Below are 23211 nucleotides of genomic sequence, written 5' to 3'. Positions count from 1 at the left end.
ATGTTGAAGGACTTTAAGGAGACATGATGAAGCATTGGTTTTTATGGGGGGTGACGGGATTTTTAGCGGTTTTTTGTGCAATAGGGTCAGTAGAATCTAGAGCTTGTGTGCACCCCAATGATATTTATTACTGGGCGGACATGCGCGACGTACAGCATTATAAATTTGAGGAAGCTTTAAACTGCGATGATTTACCCTTGGAAACCCTTGAAACGACCTTAATTTCCTTTGGACGAATTGGTGGTGAAAGTGCCGTGAAGCAGGTGCTTCCGTATCTACAACATGAAAATGCCACCATCCGAAAAGCAGCTGCTTTTGCGCTAGGTCTTGCCAAAGTTCCTACCGTGGGAGCATCGTTAGCCTCTGCCCTAGAGTCTGAAAGTGACCCAGAAGTACAATATCGCATGGCATTAGCGCTAGGCAATATGGGTTATAAAGACGCGCAAAGCGTTTTGACGCAAATCATCAACCAAGGCCTTTCGGATAAGAATCAGTCAAAACAAAAAGTCCGTGGCGCCCTTCATGGCTTAATGATTCTAGCGACTTTCCATAACAACAAAGTTGAGAGCTTCGACAAGGTTGATACAAAGCAATTACTGACTTACCTCAAACATCAAGAGACTCAGCTAGAAGCCAGCTATTTACTCGCTAGAGCACCACTTCTCGATAGCGACAATATGAGTCCGTTTCTTGAGCTATTACCTGAGCTCGCGCCACCCGCGAAAGCTAACCTAATTCGAGCTTTAGCAAAAACGAAACAACGCCAAGTGTTACCAACGCTTCTAAAACACCTCGACAGTGAGCATATTGGAGTTCGTGTAAATTCGATTCGTAGCTTAGCGAATTATCAGGATAACCCAGTGTCGATAGCCGGAATTTTACAGGCGCTGACTTTTGACGACACTATAAGCCAAGTAACGGCTTTGCAAACGGTGCAGGCAGAATGGCTAAAAAGTCCCGAACTTCTCAACAGCGTGAACGCAAAACTCAAGCATGACAACAGCTGGGTACAGTCGGAAGCTTTGCTAGCTTTAATTCGAGCCGATAAGGGCGATAGAAAAACTGCGCAACAGTGGCTAGAAAGTGACGACTCCAATCATCAGCGTGCAGCTATCGCTTACTATGTGAAGCAGAATGATAAAGATAAGCTAAAAACACTGGCTGAAAGTAAACGGAAAATTATCGCAAACGGCGCCAAACAAGCACTAACGCCGGAGCAAGAAACTGCCAAAGAAGCGAGTAAGACCGAAGACGCCCTTCCTAAGCTTCCAGCTATTGTTAAGTTAGAAACTACTAAAGGCATTATCACAATAAAGCTTTTCGCTGACACGCCTTATACCTCTGCAAACTTTATAGAGCTAGTCGAGAACGGATTTTATAACAACACCTATTTCCATCGAGTTATCCCTAACTTTGTCGCGCAGGGTGGTAGCAAAGTTGGCGATGGTAGCGGCAATGTAGACTACAGTATTCGCGAGGAGCTTTCTTACCGTTCGCACTTACCCGGCACTGTCGGTATGGCGACCATAGGCAAAGATACCGGTGGGGCTCAATTCTTTATCAATACCGCCCCAAATATCCACCTCGACAGCAACTACACCATCTTTGGCGAAGTTATCGACGGCATGGGGGTAGCTATAAAACTTGAACAGAATGATAGGGTTATTTCTGCTAAAACTACAACAGATCAATAAGGAGCTACGGTGAGTATAGCAGTAAGAAGCTTATGGAAAGGTTACCTTTTAGTGTTGCTAACTTTGACTGGCATGGTATTACTATTTTTGAGCTATTACTCTTACGGGTTAGCTGGAACAGATATTATCGTTATTAGTGATAAACTCAACAGTTTTATAGGGTTATTTCTAATAGTTGAGGAAAATAGTGATGCTGTTCTTCAAGTTAAAGAGGCTCCGTGGTACTACTTTTATGAAGACCAAGCTATACAGTGGTTTGCAGTAGTAGGGTTATTTTTTGCGTTGGTGTCTCTTTTATGGATAGTTAAGCTTAGGAAGCTGCATCACTTAAAGCCTTATTGTGCTTTTGCTGCATCATTCTCCATGATTTGTTTGGTATTTGGTTCATTACACCTGTATCGATTGTAACCCTCCATTAAACCAATATAAAATTAATAGTGTTCATAGCAGATGGTAACAGCGAGCATTAAATTCTCCTTATATTGAGCCGAGCTAAACCCAAAATATAGTAACCAAAATCGTGGATGATTTTGGTAAGAGTTTTTAGCACAAGGAAGTGCTATAAACTCTGGTACGTTAAGTAATTTGGGGATTGCTCGGGTAGTCATTCTTAGAATGACCTCAATATAGGAGTGAGCTTCTCTTTGGATACTTTCTCTTGCTCATTCAAGAGAAAGTATCTCGACGAAGGGCGAAAACAACACTCAAAGACATATAACAGATGTTAAATTTATACTAATTGACACAATAATAGTTAACCTACAAAAACATCTCCATCACAATATCGCACCGACTATAATCAACCCGAGACTCATGGTTAACGAACTCTTTAAAGCCGAGCTTCTGATAAAGATTCATGGCGGGGGTGAGCTTGCGGTTAGACTCAAGGAATAGTCGCTTGCAGCCTCTTTGCTTAGCTTCTTCGATAATAGCTTCTGCTAAGGCCTGGCCAATCCCGGTGCCTTGGTATCCTTCTATCACGCCCATCTTTGACAGTTCATACTCATCATCAGCCCACTTTTTAAGAGCGCATGCAGCGACCATTTGCTGAGTTTCGTTGTCATAAACAAATAGGATATGCCCGCCAGTATCTATTAAGTACTTCTTCGGATCGTTCAAAACTCTGAGGTCTTCGGCTTCTACTTCAAAGTACTTCTCTATCCAAGCTTGGTTAATATTTTTGAAATCATCGGCAAGATTTTGTGTAAAAGGGATGATGGAAAAGCGGGATGGATTCATAATAATTCGTTCTCGAAATGTCAAAAGTCTGTGCTAAGATGCACTAGATTAATCATAAATAAAGAGAAGGAATAATGGAACTATTTACGATAGAAAACCTGTTGACGTTAGGTATGTTAATTGTACTGCAAGCGGTACTGGGCTTCGACAATCTACTTTATATCTCCCTCGAATCAAAGCGTGCACCGCTCGAACAGCAGAAGAAAGTACGCTGGTTTGGTATTGGATTAGCCGTAGTACTGCGGATCGTACTGCTATTTGTGCTGGTTCAGCTAATTGAGTATGTACAAGACACTTTGTTCACCATCCAATGGGAAGGCGTAATAACTGGTACCTTCAACCTTGAAAGTGTGATTGTGTTATTCGGTGGCTTTTTCATCATGTATACCGCCGTTAAAGAGATTTGGCATATGATGGCGCTTGAAGTTGGTGATGGCAAAGATAGAAAGCCACAGTCAGCGACCAAGGTTATTGCGCTTATCGTGATGATGAACCTTGTGTTCTCCTTTGACTCGATTTTGAGTGCTATGGCGCTGACGGATAACTTCTGGATTATGGCCATTGCGATTATCTTAAGTGGTATTGCCATGATCTGGTTAGCCGATACAGTATCTGACTTCCTTCAAAAGAATCGGATGTTTGAGGTGCTAGGCTTATTCATCTTATTAGTCGTAGGTATCATGCTTCTGGCTGACGGTGGCCAAAAGTCCGAGCTACACTTCTTCGGCTATCCAATCGAGTCAATGAACAAAGCGACCTTCTATTTCGTCATTGCGGTAATGGTCTTAAGCGATATTGTGCAGTCAAAGTACCAAAAGAATCTCATGAGACGAAAAGAAGCGGCGGCAAAAGCCAAAGCGGATCAAAAAGCTCAAGAACAGATTATGTAATTAATTTTGCTCACATAAAAAAGCCCGCGAATTGCGGGCTTTTTTATGTGTCTAATAGAGCTTTAACTCTAGAATAGAGTCGTTAATGGAATGAGGTATCTGATGTTTTTTTAATTCTTCAGAGACGCTTGCAATATTCTGACTTTTTTTCATACCCAAAGTTGTAATAAAGGTTTTGGGTATAATTATATGAGCAAGCTCCTCAAAGTGGAAAGGTTGGCCCCAAACCCCACTATCCTTTATATAACTTTCTCCAATGTCCTCTTTAGCTGGAAAGCCGCTAGTCCAGTAACCGCAGTCTGAGGCCATCAGCCTATCAAAAGTAGTCCAAGAGCACCAAGAGTCACTAAAAGCCATACTGTGTGAGCCATTGATTAAAAATTTTGAACCAGTTTCAAAAAATATTTTCCACTGATGATCTGTCATTACTGTTAAGTCCTTTTTATTCTAAAGCATCGGCTTTAGGTATTTACCGGTATAGCTACCTTTTTCTTTAGCGACGTCTTCTGGCGTTCCTGTAGCGATGATGTGACCACCTTTGCTACCGCCTTCGGGGCCTAGGTCAACAATCCAGTCGGCGGTTTTGATCACATCGAGGTTGTGTTCGATGACGACAACCGTATTACCGTGATCACGTAAGCGATGCAGAACTTTTAGTAGCTGATTGACATCGTGGAAGTGTAGACCAGTGGTCGGTTCGTCCAGAATGTAAAGCGTCTTGCCTGTATCGCGCTTAGACAGTTCGCGCGAGAGTTTGACGCGTTGCGCTTCACCGCCGGATAGGGTGGTCGCTGCCTGGCCAAGCTTGATGTAAGACAAACCAACATCCATTAGCGTCTGTAGCTTGCGAGCTACTGCTGGAATGGCGTCGAAGAACTCACGCGCGTCCTCAACCGTTAGCTCCAACACTTCGTGGATGTTTTTACCTTTGTATAAAACTTCGAGTGTTTCGCGGTTATAGCGCTTACCTTTACAGACGTCACAAGCCACATACACATCTGGTAAGAAGTGCATTTCGACTTTAATTACGCCATCACCTTGGCAAGCTTCACAGCGTCCGCCTTTAACATTAAAGCTAAAGCGACCAGGTTTATAGCCTCGAGCACGAGATTCTTGTGTGCCTGAGAAAAGTTCACGAATAGGCGTGAAGATTCCCGTATAAGTGGCTGGGTTAGAACGTGGCGTGCGGCCGATTGGGCTTTGATCAATATCCACCACTTTATCGATGTGGTCTAAGCCATCAATTGAGTCATAGGCTTTCGGCTGCAAGCTCGATTTATTAATTTTGCGTGCAACGATAGGGTAAAGCGTATCGTTAATTAAAGTCGATTTACCTGAGCCAGAAACTCCCGTGATACAGGTCAAAAGCCCTACAGGTAGGTTGAGGCTGACTTTGTTTAAGTTATTTCCGGTCGCGCCTTTGAGTGAGATAAACTTCTTTTTATCAGCTTGAGTACGTTCTTTCGGCACTTCGATTTTTAGTTCGCCAGTTAAGTATTTGGCGGTTAAAGATTCTTTCTTCTTAAGAATATCTTTTAATTCACCTGCCGCGACTACTTCACCGCCATGCACACCGGCGCCAGGGCCAATATCAACCACATAGTCGGCGGCGCGAATAGCGTCTTCGTCGTGCTCGACCACGATAACGGTGTTACCCAAGTCGCGTAGGTGAACCAATGTTTTAAGTAATCGGTCGTTATCGCGCTGATGTAAACCAATCGATGGCTCGTCAAGAATATACATAACACCGACGAGGCCTGCGCCAATCTGACTGGCGAGACGAATTCGCTGTGCTTCACCGCCTGATAGCGTGTCTGCGCTGCGTTCGAGCGTTAGGTAATCAAGGCCAACATTGACCAAGAAGCCTAAGCGGTCGCAGATTTCTTTTAAGACTTTCGCGGCAATTTCACCACGCTGACCCGGTAAATCGAGGGTATTAAAGTAATTGTGACTGTCTTCAATCGACCAGCGTGTAATTTCAGGTAATGAAGTTCCTTCGATAAAAACATTGCGCGAGCTTTCATTCAAACGAGTCGCATTACAGCTCGAACAACTCTGTGTGGTCATGTACTTTTGCAGCTCTTCACGTACAGCGCTCGACTCTGTTTCATGATAGCGGCGCTGCATGTTTGGAATAATGCCTTCGAAACGGTGCTTACGATGGTAGCTATCACCACGATCATTGCTGTATTCGAAGTTGATTTGTGTGGTTCCACTACCGTGCAAGATAACATCCTGAATTTTCTTACCAAGGCTGCTCCACGGTGCCTCGATGTCAAAGTCATAATGCTTGGCTAGCGACTGTAACATGTGGAAATAATAGACATTTCTGCGATCCCAGCCGCGAATAGCGCCACCTGCCAAAGAAATATCTTCATTAGTAATAATCTTCTCAGGGTCGAAGAACTGATCGACACCAAGGCCGTCACAAGTAGGGCAGGCGCCTGCTGGATTATTGAAGGAGAAGATTCTTGGTTCTAGTTCCTGAATCGAATGACCACAAGTTGGACAGGCATATTTCGCCGAAAAGACCATATCTTCTGAAGGATCACTTTTATTATCCATCGCCGCTACGCGAGCGATGCCATCGGCTAGATCCAGCGCTGTCTCGAATGATTCAGCGAGACGCTGTTGTTGATCAGGTTTTACTTTAAAGCGATCCACAACCACTTCAATAGTGTGCTTCTTACGCAACTCAAGCGTCGGAGGGTTCGATAGTTCATGAACTTCGCCATTGATACGGGCGCGCACAAAGCCTTTGGCTTGAAGCTCTTGCATCAGCTGAATATGCTCGCCCTTACGGTTTTGCACCACTGGCGCTAGCAGCATCAACTTTTCGCCTTCTTCTCGCTCTAATACCAAGTCCACCATTTGGCTCACGGTCTGGGCCTGAAGCGGGAGTTGATGTTCAGGGCAATGAGGCGTTCCGACTCGTGCAAACAATAGTCGCAGGTAATCATAAATCTCAGTAATAGTACCTACCGTCGAGCGCGGGTTGTGTGATGTCGATTTTTGCTCAATCGAGATCGCCGGCGACAAGCCCTCGATATGCTCAACATCAGGCTTTTCCATCAGCGATAAAAACTGGCGCGCGTAAGCCGACAGTGACTCCACATAACGTCGCTGACCCTCGGCATATAAGGTATCAAAGGCAAGTGAGGACTTACCAGAACCAGATAGGCCAGTAATCACAATTAGCTTATCTCGTGGTAGGGTAATATCAATGTTTTTGAGGTTATGGGTTTTTGCACCGCGGACGTCTATGGTATCCATCAAGCTCCTACTGCTTTAAATTTTGGTTGATTTGCATTTATGTTGTCACTGTACTTTTTACCTCAGTGGCCGCGTCATATTGAGTGACACAATCAAGAGACACATTGTGCCTGAACCTATGTGAATTAAAAGCCAACGCGGACTAATATTCATGGGATCATTAAGAAAATAAATTTGGTCTTTACGCCATAAAATGCGAGAATCACAAACCGTTAACTATAGCGTGAAACAAGGCCTTGCGAAAAGCCTTTTAGAGATTATTAATTGAATCAACTATGAAGTCTTCAGCCTTAACTCCCGTCGAACGTCGTTCTGCGATTTCACTAGCCAGTATATTTGCCTTACGAATGTTAGGGTTATTTATGCTATTGCCCGTCATTCGTATCCTAGGCGAAGACTTAGAGGGCGCGACGCTACCACTATTAGGCCTGGCACTAGGTATTTATGGCCTTTCGCAAGCCATCCTTCAGCTCCCCTTAGGGCTACTTTCCGATAAAATCGGTCGTAAGCCAGTTATCTATGGCGGCTTATTAGTTTTTATTGCCGGTAGTTTAGTGGCGGGCTTTTCAGAAACAATTTGGGGACTCATTGCTGGCCGAGCGTTGCAAGGCGCCGGTGCTATTGCAAGCGCCGTGATGGCTTTGGCGGCCGATTTAAGTCGCCCAGAGCAACGCTCTAAAATGATGGCCATGATTGGGGGGAGTATTGGTCTAGCCTTTGCTATCTCTTTGATTTTAGGGCCTTTATTAAGCGAATGGTTATCCCTACAAGGACTATTCTTTGTTATCGCAGCATTAGCCTTTGTGGCTTTAATCGTAGCGATGACGCTAGTACCACGTGGCGGCCAGACGAGTAAAATCAGCCTAAACTTGAGTTTTGCTGAGCGCTGGAAGCATGTTACCGCTAAGGGTCGAATTTTTGTGTTGGCCATTGCAGTATTTGTCATTCACTGGTCTCTAGTCGCTGTTTTCATGATAGTTCCGGAAAAGCTGGAGCAAAGTGGCTTTGCCTTGGTTCAGCACTCATGGATTTACCTCACAGTATTAGTGCTTTCTATCGTACTGATGGTGCCTATGATGCTTGGCGCAGAGCGTAAGAAAAAACACCGAGAGGTGATGCAATTAGCTTTTGTGGTGATTGCGCTGGCTTTAGTCAGCCTATTTAGTGGCTTTACGCATATCGTATTTTGGTTGGTGGTGTTAACGCTGTTTTTCGCAGGTTTTAACTTGCTGGAAGCGAAGCTACCATCGACCGTGTCCAACCTATTTGGCTCGCAGTATCGCGGCACAGCGCTTGGTATTTTTAGTACCAGTCAATTTCTAGGTGCTTTCCTAGGCGGTAGTATGACAGGGTATTTACTACCTAAATTGGGTGTCGAGGGCATCTTGATCTTGAATATCGCGCTAGCGGTAGCGGCAGGCTTGGCGTTAGCCTTCTTAGGGAAACTGCCGGAAATTGAAAAAATTGCTATAAAACTCGATTCGAGTGATGATGACTCGATAAAAAATACGCAGATTTCGGCATTAAAAATGCCTGGAGTGCTCGAAGCGTTTGCGAACGATGGTGAAGGCAAGGTATATTTACAAGTCGATAAATCAAAAGTCCAACAAAAGGAATTGTTGAAATTAGGGACTGTAGAGCGCACATAAACGTTAAACAACCCACAGGCCAATTGTTGGTTAAATTAAAGAATTTATAGAAATAGGAGTATTACATGGCCAGTCGTGGCATTAATAAAGTAATTTTAGTCGGTAACTTAGGTAAAGATCCTGAAATTCGTTATACCGCAGACGGACGCGCTATTGCCAATATTACAGTAGCGACCTCAGAAACATGGAAAGATAAAAGCTCAGGTCAGCAGCAAGAACGCACCGAATGGCACCGTGTTGTTATCTTCGGCAAATTAGCTGAAATCGCTGGTGAATATCTGCGCAAAGGCTCGCAAGTTTACTTCGAAGGTAAATTGCAAACCCGTAAATGGCAAGATCAGTCAGGCCAAGACAAATACACCACAGAGGTGGTGGTAGACATTAACGGCCAAATGCAGATGCTTGGTGGCCGTAGCGGTGGCGGCGGTGGTGATACATCTTTTGGTAACAACAACCAACAACGCCCACAGCAACAAAATCAACAGCCACAGCCAGCTCCGGCGATGGATGATGATTTTGATGATGATATCCCGTTCTAGCAGTGTTTAAATCAGTAACAAATAAATAACAATTAGATAGGCTTTAGCAAAGGAGAAATTAATGAGCTATCAAGATATTCAACAAGAGTCAGCGGTTAGTCGTCCTGGCTTGGGCGATCGCGCGCAGTTTATTACAAGAACCTACAACCACTTGTTGGGTGCTATTTTCTTGTTTGTAATTGTAAGCGTTGCTTTATTCCAATCAGGTACTTCATACAAAATCGCTTCATTCTTTGCTTCGATGGGCATGGGTGGCAACTTATTGATGATGGCGTTATTCGTCGGTATCGGTTGGTTTGCGAGCCGTTTTGCACATACAGCCGACTCGAAAGCGGTGCAGTATTTGAACTTGGTGATCTTCACTGGCCTGTATGCCGTGTTTTTCTCGCCGATTCTTTTTATTGCCGCTACAAAAGCGCCAGGCATGATTCAAAGCGCAGCGACTATCACTTTAGTAGGCGCTGGTATTTTAACAGCGATTGCTTTCGTCACGCGTAAAGACTTCTCATTCTTACGTGGTGTTGTTATGTGGGGCTTCGGTTTAGGTCTTCTAGCCATTATGGGCGGAATGATTTTTGGCTTTAATTTAGGAACCTGGTTCAGCGTTGCCATGATTGGTATTTCGGGTGCCGCTATCCTTTATGATACTTCAAATATTATCCACCATTATCCTCAAGATAAATATGTTGGCGCAGCCATCTCTTTATTCTCAAGTATCGCGATGATGTTCTTGTATATCCTACGTCTATTTATGGCGGGTGATGATTAAGTCCTAATTGTGAGTGTAAAAAAAGCGGCTTTATAGCCGCTTTTTTATTGCTAGTAATGATAATGACTAAGTCAACTTAATCCTTGGGTGGTTCGTCTGAATTTTCTTTCGAGATTTCTTTACCTTCACGACTAATCTCTTCTGATTTTGTACTGAGAAACTCAACTAGCTTAGCCTCTCTAACCTTAAGCCTTTCATAGCTTTGTTTAAGTTCCTGCTCGATCTTATCACTTTCCGCGTGATCAATGGCTTCTTTAGCTTCCTTCATACGCTCCAGTAATTCTTGGTGTTGTTGTTTCATTTCATCCAGTTTTCCGGCTTTGTCAGCTTTGTCGAAGATGACATCTTCTGGGTTTTCGACGTTCTTTTGTTGGGCTTTATTGTTGCGTTGCTTAGGGATGAAGGTGTGTTCATTAACCTGGCGTTGGTTCATGAAGGTTGGGGAAACAATCTCGACACCTGCTTGGTGCAGTTCATCGAGTACACGTCGGTTCAGCATAGATCGTGCTGACAATATGGTGGTTAAATCTTTCGCTAACCCATGGATTTTATAAACGATAGAGTAATCACCCAAGTTATCAATATAAACAAAGGGTTTTTCTAGTTCGGCTTTTTCTGCAGCCGCTAGCAACAACGGTTCAATAACTGAGTGGTCAATATCATAGCCCAGTGATATTTGCGTAGAAATAATGGTGCCATCGGAATGGCTCACAGTCACGGGGTTGGAGGCTAAGAAAAGGTTAGGCAAAGTGATCAAGTCGCGGTCAATACTTTGTAATTCAGTGTGTAATAGGCCTCGCCCAGATACTCGACCAAACATACCCTTAACTTCAACAAAATCACCAAGTCGGAAGTTTCGCACTGAACGTAACCAAATCCCGGCCATGATATTGCCTAAGAATGTAGCGGAACTAAGAGCGATTGAAGCGGAAAGTACGATACCTATTAAAGCAATAATCTGGTTTTTAAGGCTATCTTTTATTGGCAAAACAATAACGAAAATGATGATTAGAAGTAGAATAAAAACAATGTTGGTTAATTGTTTTTGTAATACAACGTTAGTATTTTTGTTTTTACTTAAGTCAAAAAATTTCTGTAGGACTTTGTAGGAAAAGAAGCCAACCACAAGGACTAGGCTAGGTATAAGCACTCCTGACCAATTAATATCGAACGATTCAAGCATAGGTTGTCCCTATTTACGAGTTCTGAAAGACGTCATTGGTTTTATGATAGATGTTTACTCAAATCTTGCAAGTCTCAATAAGATTGAGTCTGTACCCCTTTATAAATCTTAATAAAAAAGGGTGCCCTAAAGCACCCTTAATCACACATGAAGTGAACTATGTTAGAAGACGTACTGGAAGCGAAGGGCTAATGCGTTTCCGTCTTTGTTAACGCCACCTTCGTTCATGTCACCATTTACATAGTTAATACCAACGCGAACTGCTTTGTTGGCATAATAGTTTAAACCTAAAGTATAGGCATCGGCTTCATCAGATCCTGGTGCGTAGTGGCTTAAACGTCCGAAAACTTCCCAAGCACCAGCCGAACCTTTTGGCGTTACACGCTTGAACTTGCCTTTACTGTATGGGCGTGATTCGCCAGTCAACACGTAACCAAACTGGGCGTAGTAACCGTCAATATCAGTGTCAGCAGTCCAGCCACCACCATCAACTTCACCCTCAAAATACTCGGCTTGCATGTGGAAAGGTCCCGCAGCGTATGCCAATTCTAAGTTATAAGCAGTAATGCTTTCGCCCATGATAGTGCCTGAGCCCACTTTTTCATCAGCGGTATGCACTTCTAAGCGTTGATCACCATCTTTGTAAACATTGCCCGCTAAACGACTTTGACGGAAACCTGCACCTAGGTGCAACACTTCGTCATCAGTGATGATAGGTGCGAAAGTCATGCGACCAGTAATACCAGTAGCAATGTTGCCACCTTCGTCGCCATGGTCAAATACACCAAACTGCCATGTGAATTCGTTGCTAGCTGAACCAAGAGAAGCACCGTAGTTTTTGCCTGGGGCAAGAGCGTTGATGATCATAGTGCGCTCGATAGCCGTGATATCTTTAGACGAAGTTTGCTCTTCAAGACCAAAAGGCTCTTTGTGCTTACCTAGCGTTAACGCTAAGTCATCCCAGCCGTTGTACTGAAGGTAAGCGTCACCAAGTTTCGTGCTTCCATCATCTTTAAAGTCGCCTTGCACTTTAGCTTTCCAGTCACCGAACTCACCGCTGACGTAGATACGGGCACGGCGCAATTCTGAGTCAGAACCAGAACCTGTATTGCCTGTAAATGCTTCGTCATCAAACCAGTCGATGTCATACATCAGACGACCACCAACCTTAATGCTAACATCATCTGTTTTAACTTTTAGACCGCCACCAGCTTTTGCTTGTGCTTCTGTTTCTGCGTAAGCCGGAGTAGACATTATTGCGGCTACTGCCACTGTTATTAATTTTAATCTCATTGTTCTCTCCAAATGTTTTAAAAGACGGTGTGAATTTTACGGTTTTTTTGTGACAGTTAGATGACAGAATCGCTAAGGGTTTGTTAAATGCTTGATTTTATCGAAACTTTAATTCGATATTCGCCTCACAATTGGTTTGAGCCATCATTTATTACATTAAGCCACGATTGTCATATTTCTCCCCCTAATATTACAGAGGTTTAACAATACTGTCATATTTCCTACCTATAATTTTCCCATGATTTTAGTATTGGTTTGCCATGAGTACTTCAATAAAAGAGACCACACGCAAGTTGCTAGATAAGCAAACGCAAAGTGGAAAACATAAAAGACGCAAGATTAGTGACCGACTCGCACGTTATGGCATCGCCATAGGCGGTATGTCAGTGATCATGGCGGTTGGACTGATTTGTTTTTACCTATTATGGGTTGTGCTACCTATCTTTAAGTCTGCGACTGTTGACTTGGAACAAGAGTATGACTGGTCACAGCAGAACATCATGCACCTGAACGTTGAGGAGTATGGCGAGATAGCCTTTTCGCTAGATACGAAAGGGCAAATGCTATTTACCGATGTTGCGACACATGAGGTTATCGCGGAGTCGCAGCTTCCGCAGCAAAAAAGCATTACAGCTTTCGCTCAGCTAGATTTAAAGGGCATGATGGCTGTGGCCTATGGAGACGGTAGCGTGCAACTGATGCAGCAGGATTACGCCATTAGTTATCCTGATAACAAGCGAAAACTCACGCCAAGCGTTATCTATCCTTTCGGTCAAGACTCGCTAGAGTTCTCACAGTCAGAGCTAATCCTTCTCAATGGCAAGTTTTGGCAGGATGGCCTAATCCTCGCGGGGCTTACCAAGGACTATAACGTTATCATCAAGCAGTTTGATGTGGAGCAATCGTTCCTTAGCGAAGAGTTGGTATTAGAGAAATCATACTCTGGTACCCTCGAGCTTGGCTTTGAACCCCAGTATCTGTTAGTGACTCAAGGCCCTGATTGGTTGTATGCCATCGGACAGCAGGGTGAGTTAAGTACTTACCGTTTCAAAAGCAATGAATGGCTATTGCAGGATACTAAGCAGATAACCGAGTCAGGCGTTTCGGTGACTCAGGCTAACTTCCTGCTTGGACAAGCCTCTTTGATGATTGGGCAATCCAACGGTGTGATTAGCCAATGGTTCCAAGTTCGAAATGAAGAGGGTGGCAGTGAGCTGACCAAAATTCGTGACTTTAAACTAGCTGATAGTGCTATTACGCACCTAGTGCCAGAGGCTCGTCGAAAAGGCTTTATCGCGACCGACAGTAATGGGCAGTTAGGGATTTTTTACACCACTTCTGAGCGTTTATTGAAGACAATCAACTTCGGGCAACCAATAGATTCGCTCGCTATCAACTCACGAAGTAATAAATTATTGATAGTTGGCGAAAACGGTCAAGCGAATACTTTTGTCGTGGAGAATGAGCACCCTGAAATATCATGGTCGGCGCTCTGGAATGAAGTCTTCTATGAAGGGTATAAAGAGCCTACCTATACATGGCAGTCATCAGCGTCGACAAATGACTATGAGTCTAAGTTTTCACTGGTGCCCTTGAGCTTTGGTACTTTTAAAGCAGCTTTTTATGCGATGTTGTTTGCAGTGCCGCTAGCTATATTTGGCGCGATTTTTACCGCTTACTTCATGGCACCGAGAATGCGCAACATGGTCAAGCCAACCGTCGAAATCATGGAGGCCTTGCCAACGGTGATTCTGGGCTTCTTGGCAGGTTTATGGTTAGCGCCAATTATCGAGGAAACCCTTGCTGGCTTTCTATTGACGCTGGTCTTACTACCGCTATTCACGATTTTATTCGGGTTACTATGGCACAAAGCACCCAATAAACTGCGTCATGTGGTTCCGGATGGTTGGCAGGCTGCGTTATTGCTTCCAGTCATTATCGGGGGCACCATGTTTTCCTTTTGGCTCGGCGAGCCTGTAGAGGCGTGGTTATTCAATGGTGATATGCCCCGTTGGTTAGATCAGCACGGCATTAGCTATGATCAACGTAACTCCCTGGTGGTAGGCTTAGCCATGGGTTTTGCTGTGATCCCTACGATTTTCTCTATCACTGAAGACGCGATTTTCAGTGTTCCAAAACATTTAACCAATGGTTCGCTTGCGCTTGGCGCTAGTCAATGGCAGACCCTAACTAGGGTGGTACTACCAACGGCAAGTCCCGGTATCTTTTCGGCGTTAATGATTGGTTTGGGACGTGCCGTGGGTGAAACCATGATTGTACTAATGGCTACAGGCAATACGCCGATTATGGATATGAATATCTTCGAAGGTATGCGCACCTTATCGGCAAACATTGCCGTAGAGATGCCTGAGTCCGAATTGGGAAGTTCGCATTACCGAGTCTTGTTCTTAGCGGCGTTTGTATTGTTCTTATTCACTTTCGCATTTAATACGATTGCTGAAGTGGTTCGTCAGCGGTTGCGTAATAAATACGGTTCACTGTAGGGGGTACAACGGATGAGTAAAAAATTCTTTAACAGTGGGCAACACTGGGTATGGCTTAACGCTGGCGCTATCAGTATATCGATTATCATGGTCGTTGGCTTGCTGGGCTTGATTGCAGTTCGAGGCTTGGCTCACTTTTGGCCAGCGGAAGTAAAAACGTTTGTGGTAGCTGATGGTGATAAAGTCACTTTAGTCATGGGCGAGATTCACAGCACTGAAGATGATGTCCAGGCTGGCCTAGAGCGACAGCAATACCTAGTCAAGATGGGTAATCGCGATGTTTATGGATTAGATTTTAAATGGTTAGACGTTAAAAATATCGAAGCCACATCGGTTGATGAAAATGTCATTGTCGTCGAGCGTCGCGAGTGGGGTAACTTATACGGATATTTAGATAACGTGGTCAAAGATGGCGTCGTTCATGATGGTGATACACAAGCGCTAGAAGAGATTGTGGAACGCGCTAACGATTTACATCAACAGATCCGTGAGATTGAAAAAGAGGATATCGGTAGTATCAATTACGAGCTGGAGCAGTTGCGTTTAGAGCAACGTAAATTGGAGCTTGATAATGAACTAACGGACGCTGTCTTGGCTGATTTAGAGCAGCAGCGCGTAGCATTAGAGCAACAGTTTGTAGAGTACCAACAAGAGCTACAACTCTTGTACAGCGATATTAAGCGTGACTCGGCTCAATTTAGCACTATTGGTGGAGAAAAGATTACTCTAACCGCTGGCAACATAGTCCGCGCCTATCAGCCTAATCAAATGGGATTCTGGTCAAAGTTGGGGCATTACTTTTCAAAAATCGGTGAGTTTATCTTCGATGAGCCACGCGAAGCTAATACTGAGGGTGGAGTCTTCCCCGCTATTTTTGGCACCGTATTGATGGTGTTATTAATGTCAATCATCGTTACTCCGCTTGGAGTTATTGCGGCGGTTTACATGCGCGAGTACGCGAAACAAGGCCCAGTTACGCGGACGATTCGGATCGCCGTTAACAATTTAGCGGGTGTGCCTTCGATCGTTTATGGCGTGTTTGGCTTAGGATTCTTTGTCTATTTTCTAGGTGGCTCTATTGATGAGTTATTTTACCCAGAAGTAAGCCCTGCGCCGATGTTTGGCACTCCTGGGTTGATTTGGGCATCGTTAACACTAGCGCTACTGACGCTCCCTGTGGTGATTGTCTCAACCGAAGAAGGTCTGGCTAGAATCCCAAAATCGATTCGAGAGGGCAGCCTGGCTTTAGGTGCTACTAAGTTTGAAACCTTACGCAAAACGGTTTTGCCGATGGCGAGTCCTGCGATGATGACTGGCTTGATTTTAGCCGTGGCGAGAGCCGCTGGAGAAGTAGCACCGCTTATGCTGGTAGGCGTGGTTAAATTAGCGCCGACATTGCCACTCGATGGAAATGCTCCTTTCTTGCATTTAGAGCGTAAGTTCATGCATTTAGGCTTCCATATTTATGATGTTGGGTTCCAAAGTCCGAACGTAGAAGCTGCACGTCCGTTGGTTTATGCCACAGCGTTATTACTGGTATTAATCATCATCCTATTAAATATTGCGGCCATTAAGATCCGTAATAATCTGCGCGAAAAATATAAGTCGCTAGAGCAATAAAGAACTCTATTGAGGTATTGAAATGACACAAGTATTGGCTGACAAAACGATTGAACAACGTTTAGCGGACGAAAAGATCTCGATTGAGGTTGAGAAGCTTAATTTATTTTATGGGCAGAAGCAGGCGCTACATGATATTGACATGAAGATTCCTGAGAAGAAAGTGACTGCCTTTATTGGCCCTTCGGGCTGTGGTAAATCGACCTTACTGAGATGTTTTAATCGCATGAATGATTTGGTCGATATCGCGCGAGTTAGTGGCAAGATCAATATTCATGGTAACAACATCAACCAGCCGGGTGTGGATGTGGCTGAGTTACGCCGTAACGTGGGGATGGTATTTCAGAAGCCAAATCCTTTCCCTAAGTCGATCTATGAAAACATTGCTTATGGTTTGCGCTTGCAAGGCATCAACAAACGCCGTGTGTTGGATGAGGTGGTGGAGTGGGCGCTGAAAGGTGCTGCGCTGTGGGATGAAGTCAAAGACAGATTGCATGAAAACGCGTTAGGCATGTCGGGTGGTCAACAACAGCGCTTGTGTATTGCGCGAGCCATTGCGGTACAGCCGGAGGTATTACTGCTCGATGAGCCGGCTTCAGCGTTAGATCCAATTTCGACCTTGAAAATTGAAGAGCTTATTCATGAGTTAAAAAACAATTACACCATCGTCATCGTGACTCACAATATGCAACAAGCAGCTAGAGTTTCAGACTACACAGCGTTTATGTACATGGGCGATATGGTGGAATTCGATCAAACGGATACCATCTTCACCAATCCTTCGCAGAAAAAAACCGAAGACTATATTACCGGTCGTTACGGCTAAGCTTTTATTATAAGCTATCATTAAGTGAGGTTACCAAAAATGGATACTGAAAATTTAGGGCAGCACATTTCTAAGCAGTTTAACCAAGACTTAGAAAACATTCGCGAAGAAGTGTTGGCTATGGGTGGTTTAGTCGAAGAGCAGCTAAAAAAAGCGCTTGAGGCATTTAGCCAACATGATGTCGACCTTGCCAATGAAGTCATTGATAACGATGATCGGGTCAATAACTTTGAAATTTCCATCGACGAAGATTGCATTAAAATCTTAGCAAAGCGTCAGCCAGCAGCAAGTGATCTGCGTTTAGTTTCAACCGTGTTAAAAGCCATTACTGATCTTGAACGCGTCGGCGATGAAGCTGAAAAAATTGCTCGTATGGCAATAGAAATCGCGGAAACAAAGGATAAGTCGCCACTTAATGGAGAACTTCCTTACAGTGCTTTGCAAAATTTGGGCAATGTCGTTAAAACAATGTTGCACCAAGCTTTAGATGCATTTGCTAGGATGGATGCGGACGCTGCTATTGAAGTCGCCAAAAAAGACAAAAAAGCGGATGATGAGTATGATGCTATTTCACGTCAGTTAATGACCTATATGATGGAAGAGCCACGCAGTATTTCTAAGGTGCTCGATTTCCTGTGGTCTGCGCGAGCTTTGGAGCGAATCGGTGATCATGCTCATAATATTTGTGAATACATTGTTTATTTGGTGCAAGGTCAGGATGTGCGTCATTTGACCTGGGATGAAATTCATCGATTAGTGAAAAGCCGTAACTAACTAGCAATAGTAGGAATCTACAGCTATTATCCCTTTAAAAAGGAGTCTTAAAAGTTAATGAATGCCAACATTCTGATTTTAGAAGATGAACGTGACATCCGTGAGATGCTTGCCTTTTGCATGACTCAAGCAGGTTATGAGGTTGAGCAAGCGGCGACGGCTGAGCGTGTTTTTGGATTGATTAAAGAGGGGTATAAACCTGACTTGATGCTAGTAGACTGGATGTTACCGGGAGCTTCAGGTATTGAACTGACTAAAAAACTGAAAAAAGATCCAGAGATGCAGTCGGTACCGGTTATTATGCTTACAGCGAGAGGCGAAGAAGACGATCGTGTGCAGGGCTTAGAAGTAGGTGCCGACGATTATGTAGTAAAGCCATTCTCGCCTAGGGAACTGCTAGCTCGGGTACAAGCGGTGCTACGCCGTAGTGGCCTGGCTGGGAATGTGAATGAGCAGATTTCACACGGTGCGATACAAATAGATACCGCCAGTCATCGGGTGACGATTAACGGTTCAGAAGTACATCTTGGGCCAACAGAATACAGAATTCTTCATTATTTCATGAGTAACCCTGAAAGAGTGTATTCACGGGTGCAACTATTGGATTCCGTATGGGGCCAACAAGTCGTTGTCGAGGAACGTACGGTCGATGTGCATATTCGCCGATTGCGTAAAGTGCTAGCTGAGTACGGGGTTGAAAAGTATATTCAAACGGTTCGAGGTTCTGGTTATCGCTTTTCGAGCAAATAAGGCTTAATCGATGTGGACTAATCGTCATTGGCAAGCAGAGTTTTGGACATTAGCTTTTATTACGCTTGTCGTAAGTTTAATAGGCTCGCTGTTTGATAAGGCAGCCGCTTGTATCGCTGTGATTCTTTTTGCGTATTTGTTATGGAATCTGGTCCAGCTCTCTAGGCTGTTTTATTGGCTAGTAAAATCAAAATCATTGTACCCGCCTTCAGCACCTGGAATTTGGGGTGAGGTGTTTAACCATCTTTATGTGTTGCAACGCAAGAATCGTAAAGAACTCAAAAAACTTAAAAGCATTATCTCTGAGTTTAGAGCTTCAACCTCAGCACTAAGAGAAGGAGCCTTGATCATTAGTAATCAAGGTGAGATCCGTTGGTTTAATAAAGCGTCGGAAAAACTTTTGGGGTTAAAAGCCAATACGGACATTGGGCAGCGTTTGTTTAATCTACTGCGACATCCAAACTTTATTGAATATGAGAAAGCTAGGGATTATGAGAAACCTCTCACAATCCAGTCACCGGCGGACGAAAATTTAATGCTCAATGTTCACATCACTCCTTATAACAACGATCAGCGCTTAGTTATTATTCGTAACATCACTGAGAAGCATCGATTAGAGCGAGTGCGCCAAGATTTTGTGGCTAACGTTTCTCATGAGCTTAGAACACCACTTACCGTCATTCGCGGTTACCTTGAAATGTTGGACCCAGAGTTATATCCCGAACTTAAGAGTGTTGAAAAGCCTTTAAGCATGATGCGCCATCAGGCACTGAACATGGGTCGTTTAGTGGATGACCTTCTACTATTATCTCGACTCGACGCAAAGGATTTACAAAGCAGTACGTCACAACAGATAGAGGTTAACTCAATGCTCGAAAGTATTTGCACTGAAGCAAAAGCATTGAGCGGGGATAAGGGACATACCATCGAGTTTCATTCCCAAAGCAACAAAAAATTAGTTGGTTCTGAAAAGCAAATCCGAAGCGCATTTTCTAACCTTGTTTTTAACGCGGTGCGCTATACACAAAAGGGCGGTCGTATTGATATTTACTGGAAAGAAACGGAACAGAATTTAGTCTTAAGTGTTAGCGACAATGGCCCTGGTATTAAACAAGAACATATCCCAAGATTAACTGAACGCTTTTATCGCGTTGATCCTGGGCGCAGTCGCGAACAAGGAGGGACAGGGCTAGGATTGGCAATCGTAAAGCACGTTCTTGAATTGCATGATGGATATTTAAAGGTTGAAAGTACTGTCGGTAAAGGCAGTACTTTCAGTTGTGTCTTTCGGCTTCATCCTTAGAACGAATAGTTAAAACTGACAACGGCGCTAAATCCAGCTTCGGCGAGTAAGGGTAGCGTTGGATTATCGGCTGCAAAACCCAGAACGCTGTTGCTTTCCCAATAATTCTTATCCGTTACATTAAAGAGCGCGAGATTAACCTCCATCGAATCAGCAATCTGCCATTGAGTTAACAAGTCCCAGCGGCTATAACCTGGCGCTGAAAAAAGCTCTTCACCATTGTCTACAATATACCTTTGCGACTTACTAAAGGTTCGTAATAGACTTGTACTCCACAAACTAGAATCTGCTTATCTAACAAGCTCATATTAGTATTTGGAGGTAATGTCATAAAAGCGTAACACTCCAGTCACCTTGCTTTCATATAATCGCCGCATAATGACATCGTCTGTTAATAATAACTATCTGGAGATTTCTATGAATTTATTTAAAAAAGTTGCTGTCGTTGCTGCAACTTCAACTTTTGCGCTTGCGACATCATTGAGTACAACTGCACAAGCTAAAGTTGATGAAAACTTGCCTATTTACGTAAAAACAAGCGGTATCTCAGGCAACCTATCGAGCGTTGGCTCGGATACATTGGCGAACTTGATGACTTTATGGGCGGAAGAGTTCAAGCGCCAATATCCTAACGTGAATATCCAAATTCAAGCTGCCGGTTCGTCAACGGCGCCACCAGCGCTAACCGAAGGAACGGCTAACTTCGGCCCAATGAGCCGTATGATGAAGGATAAGGAATTAGAGTCTTTTGAAAAGAAACACGGCTACAAGCCAACGCCGGTAGCAGTAGCCATCGATGCTTTAGCGGTATATGTGCATAAAGACAATCCAGTCGAAGGCTTAACCATCGCTCAGGTTGATTCAATTTTTTCATCAACACGCAAATGTGGTGGTGATAGCGATATTTCAAACTGGGGAGAGCTAGGAATTGATGGTGTAGGTGATATTCAGCTTTATGGTCGTAACTCTGTGTCAGGCACTTATGGTTACTTTAAAAAGAAGGCATTGTGTAAAGGCGACTTTAAGAACTCAGTCAACGAGCAACCAGGTTCAGCATCGGTAGTGCAGTCGGTAAGCTTATCGAAAAACGGTATCGGTTATTCTGGGATTGGTTATAAGACATCGGGTGTTCGAGCGGTACCTTTAACCAAGAAGAATGATACGAACTATGTTGAAGCGAATGCTGAGACGGCAATTTCTGGCGAGTATCCACTAGGACGTCAGTTATTGTTATACGTTAATAAGCATCCAAACAAACCGCTATCTCCAATTGAATTAGAGTTCCTAAAAATGGTTCTTTCAAAGGTTGGACAGGAAGTTGTAGTAAAAGATGGTTATATTCCACTGCCAGCTAAAGCCGCAGAAATGCAGCTTAAAAAGCTAATGAAATAAAAAAAACACCCCTACCTTGGTATTTGTTGGCCGGCTGCTCCCTAACAGGACAGCCGGTTTTTTATATTAGTCTTGATAACAGGCCTCAGTTAAAATAGTTCGAAATGATCCCAAAAGGCCAAGATGCTCAAGCTCAATCCTTCACCAATTCAAAAAGTTGAGTGGCAACTCGCTAGTGATAATTCTATCAGCGTTGATATTAAGCGCGATGATCTGTTGCATTCGATCGTATCCGGCAATAAGTGGCGCAAGCTTAAATATTTACTGGCCGATGCCAAGGTAAAGAGCTCCTCGCACATTATGACCATGGGTGGTAATTGGTCGAATCATTTGCATGCAGTAGCCTTTGCTGGGAAAACGCTCGGCTTTAAAACTACGGGCATAGTCAGAGCGCATCCTGAACAAGCATTAACGCCGACTCTGAAAGATTGCAAGCGCTGGGGCATGGAGCTTCGGTTTACGACCCGCAGAGAGTACGCGAAATACCGAAAGTTTCAAGCCTGGGATTCCTTCCATAACAACCAGCCTAACAGCTACTGGCTTAGTGAGGGTGGCTTCAGCGAGCTAGCAATAAAAGGCGTCATGGATATCGCCGATGAGGTTGATAAACACTACGACTATATTGTGGTAGCTTGTGGCTCTGGGGCTACACTGTGTGGTCTTGCAAAAGCCTTTCCTAAGACTCAGATTATTGGCGTCGCGGCTTTTGCTGGAGCTGAGTATCTGCGTGATGAGCTGGCGCTCTATGTAGGATGTGAGCTTGAAAACTGGATAATAGATACCGAGCATCACTGCGGTGGCTTTGCTAAAACGAACGAGTCACTCAAAGCAGTGGCCACTGAGATTGAGAGTAATAATAACTTTAAATTAGACTTTGTTTATAATGCTAAAAGCTTTTTGGCACTGAGCACACGAATATTGACGGGGGCTATTGCGCCTGGCAGTAACGTGCTAATAATTCATACTGGTGGATTACAAGGGCGTCGGGACTAAATGTAAAAGCCCTTATGTAAGGGCTTTTTTATTGCTGACTCATAGAACAAACTAATAGATTATTTTTGCAAAAGATCCCTAATCTCAGCCAGTAACACCTCTTCATTCGTTGGCTTAGGTGGTGCGGCAGGTTTTTCTTCTTCCTTCTTTTTCATTCGATTCATGCCTTTTACCACCATGAAGATTGCGAAGGCGATAATAATGAAGTCGAGTGCGGTTTGAATAAAGTTACCGTAATTTATTGTCACTGCTGCTGTTTCGCCAACCGCCTCTTTTAGCGTGTACGAAAGCTGACTAAAGTCGACACCACCAATCATCATACCAATAGGTGGCATTAGGATGTCATTAACAAAGGAACTGACAATCTTACCAAAGGCCGCGCCAATGACGATGCCCACAGCCATATCAACCACATTCCCCTTCATCGCAAACTTTTTAAACTCACTAACCATTCCCATAATAAAACTCCTGTATCAGTTTATATAATTGTTTTGCTCGAGCTGATAGCCCAAAACTATTT

Annotated in this window: 21 protein-coding genes; 14 read left to right on the top strand and 7 right to left on the bottom strand. The window is 43.9% G+C overall.

Annotated features, from left to right (window positions below; translation table 11 throughout):
* Positions 1-26 precede the first annotated feature (26 nt).
* Entirely contained in the window at positions 27-1694 is a 1668-nt protein-coding gene (locus ABD128_RS04985; RefSeq protein ID WP_343987416.1) for a peptidylprolyl isomerase, read from the top strand.
* Positions 1695-1703: 9 nt separating this feature from the next.
* The gene (locus tag ABD128_RS04980) at positions 1704-2102 is read left to right on the top strand and encodes a hypothetical protein (protein ID WP_343987414.1); all 399 of its coding nucleotides are present in this window, start codon (positions 1704-1706) and stop codon (positions 2100-2102) included.
* Positions 2103-2453: 351 nt separating this feature from the next.
* On the opposite strand, the gene ABD128_RS04975 is transcribed toward ABD128_RS04980, so the two are convergent.
* Positions 2454-2933: a GNAT family N-acetyltransferase gene (locus tag ABD128_RS04975; protein WP_343987411.1), complete on the bottom strand. Its 480-nt coding sequence runs from the start codon at positions 2931-2933 to the stop codon at positions 2454-2456.
* A 74-nt stretch (positions 2934-3007) separates the two neighbouring features.
* Between ABD128_RS04975 and ABD128_RS04970 the strand changes: the two genes are divergently transcribed.
* Entirely contained in the window at positions 3008-3823 is an 816-nt protein-coding gene (locus tag ABD128_RS04970; protein ID WP_343987408.1) for a TerC family protein, read from the top strand.
* A gap of 51 nt (positions 3824-3874) precedes the next feature.
* Here the strand turns inward: ABD128_RS04970 and ABD128_RS04965 are convergent, their stop codons facing one another.
* Together ABD128_RS04965 and uvrA are read right to left on the bottom strand one after the other, a co-directional pair.
* Positions 3875-4249 carry a hypothetical protein gene (locus ABD128_RS04965; protein ID WP_343987405.1) on the bottom strand — a complete coding sequence of 125 codons (375 nt, stop codon included), beginning with the start codon at positions 4247-4249 and terminating at the stop codon, positions 3875-3877.
* Positions 4250-4270: 21 nt separating this feature from the next.
* Entirely contained in the window at positions 4271-7096 is a 2826-nt protein-coding gene (uvrA, locus tag ABD128_RS04960; RefSeq protein ID WP_343987402.1) for an excinuclease ABC subunit UvrA, read from the bottom strand.
* Between the two features lie 275 nt (positions 7097-7371).
* Between uvrA and ABD128_RS04955 the strand changes: the two genes are divergently transcribed.
* The 3 genes from ABD128_RS04955 to ABD128_RS04945 all read left to right on the top strand — a co-directional run bounded on the left by ABD128_RS04955 (position 7372) and on the right by ABD128_RS04945 (position 10053).
* Entirely contained in the window at positions 7372-8745 is a 1374-nt protein-coding gene (locus tag ABD128_RS04955; protein WP_343987399.1) for an MFS transporter, read from the top strand.
* Positions 8746-8810: 65 nt separating this feature from the next.
* On the top strand, positions 8811-9284 hold the full coding sequence (ssb, locus tag ABD128_RS04950; protein ID WP_343987396.1) for a single-stranded DNA-binding protein: 474 nt from the start codon (positions 8811-8813) through the stop codon (positions 9282-9284).
* Between the two features lie 61 nt (positions 9285-9345).
* Positions 9346-10053 (top strand): Bax inhibitor-1/YccA family protein, encoded by a 708-nt coding sequence (locus tag ABD128_RS04945; protein WP_343987393.1) that lies wholly within the window; start codon positions 9346-9348, stop codon positions 10051-10053.
* Between the two features lie 76 nt (positions 10054-10129).
* Here the strand turns inward: ABD128_RS04945 and ABD128_RS04940 are convergent, their stop codons facing one another.
* Together ABD128_RS04940 and ABD128_RS04935 are read right to left on the bottom strand one after the other, a co-directional pair.
* The gene (locus ABD128_RS04940; RefSeq protein WP_343987389.1) at positions 10130-11236 is read right to left on the bottom strand and encodes a mechanosensitive ion channel family protein; all 1107 of its coding nucleotides are present in this window, start codon (positions 11234-11236) and stop codon (positions 10130-10132) included.
* Positions 11237-11398: 162 nt separating this feature from the next.
* On the bottom strand, positions 11399-12529 hold the full coding sequence (locus ABD128_RS04935) for an OprO/OprP family phosphate-selective porin (RefSeq protein ID WP_343987386.1): 1131 nt from the start codon (positions 12527-12529) through the stop codon (positions 11399-11401).
* A 260-nt stretch (positions 12530-12789) separates the two neighbouring features.
* Between ABD128_RS04935 and ABD128_RS04930 the strand changes: the two genes are divergently transcribed.
* The 6 genes from ABD128_RS04930 to phoR are packed head-to-tail and all read left to right on the top strand — an operon-like array spanning position 12790 to position 20306.
* Entirely contained in the window at positions 12790-15033 is a 2244-nt protein-coding gene (locus tag ABD128_RS04930) for an ABC transporter permease subunit (RefSeq protein ID WP_343987383.1), read from the top strand.
* Positions 15034-15045: 12 nt separating this feature from the next.
* A complete protein-coding gene (gene pstA, locus ABD128_RS04925) occupies positions 15046-16653 on the top strand; it encodes a phosphate ABC transporter permease PstA (RefSeq protein ID WP_343987380.1) in 1608 nt (535 codons plus the stop codon).
* A gap of 22 nt (positions 16654-16675) precedes the next feature.
* Positions 16676-17479 carry a phosphate ABC transporter ATP-binding protein PstB gene (pstB, locus tag ABD128_RS04920; protein WP_343987377.1) on the top strand — a complete coding sequence of 268 codons (804 nt, stop codon included), beginning with the start codon at positions 16676-16678 and terminating at the stop codon, positions 17477-17479.
* A gap of 39 nt (positions 17480-17518) precedes the next feature.
* The gene (gene phoU / locus ABD128_RS04915; protein WP_343987374.1) at positions 17519-18253 is read left to right on the top strand and encodes a phosphate signaling complex protein PhoU; all 735 of its coding nucleotides are present in this window, start codon (positions 17519-17521) and stop codon (positions 18251-18253) included.
* Between the two features lie 57 nt (positions 18254-18310).
* Complete coding sequence (gene phoB / locus ABD128_RS04910; protein WP_343987371.1) at positions 18311-19003, top strand: phosphate regulon transcriptional regulator PhoB; 693 nt, start codon at positions 18311-18313, stop codon at positions 19001-19003.
* A 10-nt stretch (positions 19004-19013) separates the two neighbouring features.
* A complete protein-coding gene (gene phoR / locus ABD128_RS04905) occupies positions 19014-20306 on the top strand; it encodes a phosphate regulon sensor histidine kinase PhoR (RefSeq protein WP_343987368.1) in 1293 nt (430 codons plus the stop codon).
* Here phoR and ABD128_RS04900 read toward each other — a convergent pair.
* Positions 20303-20584, bottom strand: coding sequence for a hypothetical protein (locus ABD128_RS04900; RefSeq protein ID WP_343987366.1), 282 nt, complete (start codon positions 20582-20584; stop codon positions 20303-20305). The genes phoR and ABD128_RS04900 overlap by 4 nt on opposite strands.
* Before the next feature lie 139 nt (positions 20585-20723).
* On the opposite strand from ABD128_RS04900, the gene ABD128_RS04895 reads away from it, so the two are divergent.
* Positions 20724-21698 (top strand): PstS family phosphate ABC transporter substrate-binding protein, encoded by a 975-nt coding sequence (locus tag ABD128_RS04895; protein WP_343987363.1) that lies wholly within the window; start codon positions 20724-20726, stop codon positions 21696-21698.
* A gap of 123 nt (positions 21699-21821) precedes the next feature.
* Positions 21822-22691, top strand: a complete 870-nt coding sequence (locus ABD128_RS04890; protein WP_343987361.1) for a 1-aminocyclopropane-1-carboxylate deaminase/D-cysteine desulfhydrase — start codon at positions 21822-21824, stop codon at positions 22689-22691.
* Positions 22692-22750: 59 nt separating this feature from the next.
* On the opposite strand, the gene mscL is transcribed toward ABD128_RS04890, so the two are convergent.
* On the bottom strand, positions 22751-23149 hold the full coding sequence (gene mscL, locus ABD128_RS04885) for a large-conductance mechanosensitive channel protein MscL (protein WP_343987359.1): 399 nt from the start codon (positions 23147-23149) through the stop codon (positions 22751-22753).
* Between the last annotated feature and the right edge of the window lie 62 nt (positions 23150-23211).

The organism is Kangiella japonica (assembly GCF_039523535.1).
Lineage (GTDB): Bacteria > Pseudomonadota > Gammaproteobacteria > Enterobacterales > Kangiellaceae > Kangiella > Kangiella japonica.
Note: the sequence above shows the minus strand (reverse complement) of the source record. Positions and strands in the feature narration are given on the sequence as shown.

Excerpts from the sequence above, each read along its gene's own strand:
- ABD128_RS04985 (WP_343987416.1), top strand. The coding sequence starts at position 27 with ATGAAGCATTGGTTTTTATGGGGGGTGACGGGATTTTTAGCGGTTTTT.
- ABD128_RS04975 (WP_343987411.1), bottom strand. The coding sequence starts at position 2,933 with ATGAATCCATCCCGCTTTTCCATCATCCCTTTTACACAAAATCTTGCC.
- ABD128_RS04970 (WP_343987408.1), top strand. The coding sequence starts at position 3,008 with ATGGAACTATTTACGATAGAAAACCTGTTGACGTTAGGTATGTTAATT.
- ABD128_RS04965 (WP_343987405.1), bottom strand. The coding sequence starts at position 4,249 with ATGACAGATCATCAGTGGAAAATATTTTTTGAAACTGGTTCAAAATTT.
- uvrA (WP_343987402.1), bottom strand. The coding sequence starts at position 7,096 with ATGGATACCATAGACGTCCGCGGTGCAAAAACCCATAACCTCAAAAAC.
- ABD128_RS04955 (WP_343987399.1), top strand. The coding sequence starts at position 7,372 with ATGAAGTCTTCAGCCTTAACTCCCGTCGAACGTCGTTCTGCGATTTCA.
- ssb (WP_343987396.1), top strand. The coding sequence starts at position 8,811 with ATGGCCAGTCGTGGCATTAATAAAGTAATTTTAGTCGGTAACTTAGGT.
- ABD128_RS04945 (WP_343987393.1), top strand. The coding sequence starts at position 9,346 with ATGAGCTATCAAGATATTCAACAAGAGTCAGCGGTTAGTCGTCCTGGC.
- ABD128_RS04940 (WP_343987389.1), bottom strand. The coding sequence starts at position 11,236 with ATGCTTGAATCGTTCGATATTAATTGGTCAGGAGTGCTTATACCTAGC.
- ABD128_RS04935 (WP_343987386.1), bottom strand. The coding sequence starts at position 12,529 with ATGAGATTAAAATTAATAACAGTGGCAGTAGCCGCAATAATGTCTACT.
- ABD128_RS04930 (WP_343987383.1), top strand. The coding sequence starts at position 12,790 with ATGAGTACTTCAATAAAAGAGACCACACGCAAGTTGCTAGATAAGCAA.
- pstA (WP_343987380.1), top strand. The coding sequence starts at position 15,046 with ATGAGTAAAAAATTCTTTAACAGTGGGCAACACTGGGTATGGCTTAAC.
- pstB (WP_343987377.1), top strand. The coding sequence starts at position 16,676 with ATGACACAAGTATTGGCTGACAAAACGATTGAACAACGTTTAGCGGAC.
- phoU (WP_343987374.1), top strand. The coding sequence starts at position 17,519 with ATGGATACTGAAAATTTAGGGCAGCACATTTCTAAGCAGTTTAACCAA.
- phoB (WP_343987371.1), top strand. The coding sequence starts at position 18,311 with ATGAATGCCAACATTCTGATTTTAGAAGATGAACGTGACATCCGTGAG.
- phoR (WP_343987368.1), top strand. The coding sequence starts at position 19,014 with ATGTGGACTAATCGTCATTGGCAAGCAGAGTTTTGGACATTAGCTTTT.
- ABD128_RS04895 (WP_343987363.1), top strand. The coding sequence starts at position 20,724 with ATGAATTTATTTAAAAAAGTTGCTGTCGTTGCTGCAACTTCAACTTTT.
- ABD128_RS04890 (WP_343987361.1), top strand. The coding sequence starts at position 21,822 with ATGCTCAAGCTCAATCCTTCACCAATTCAAAAAGTTGAGTGGCAACTC.
- mscL (WP_343987359.1), bottom strand. The coding sequence starts at position 23,149 with ATGGGAATGGTTAGTGAGTTTAAAAAGTTTGCGATGAAGGGGAATGTG.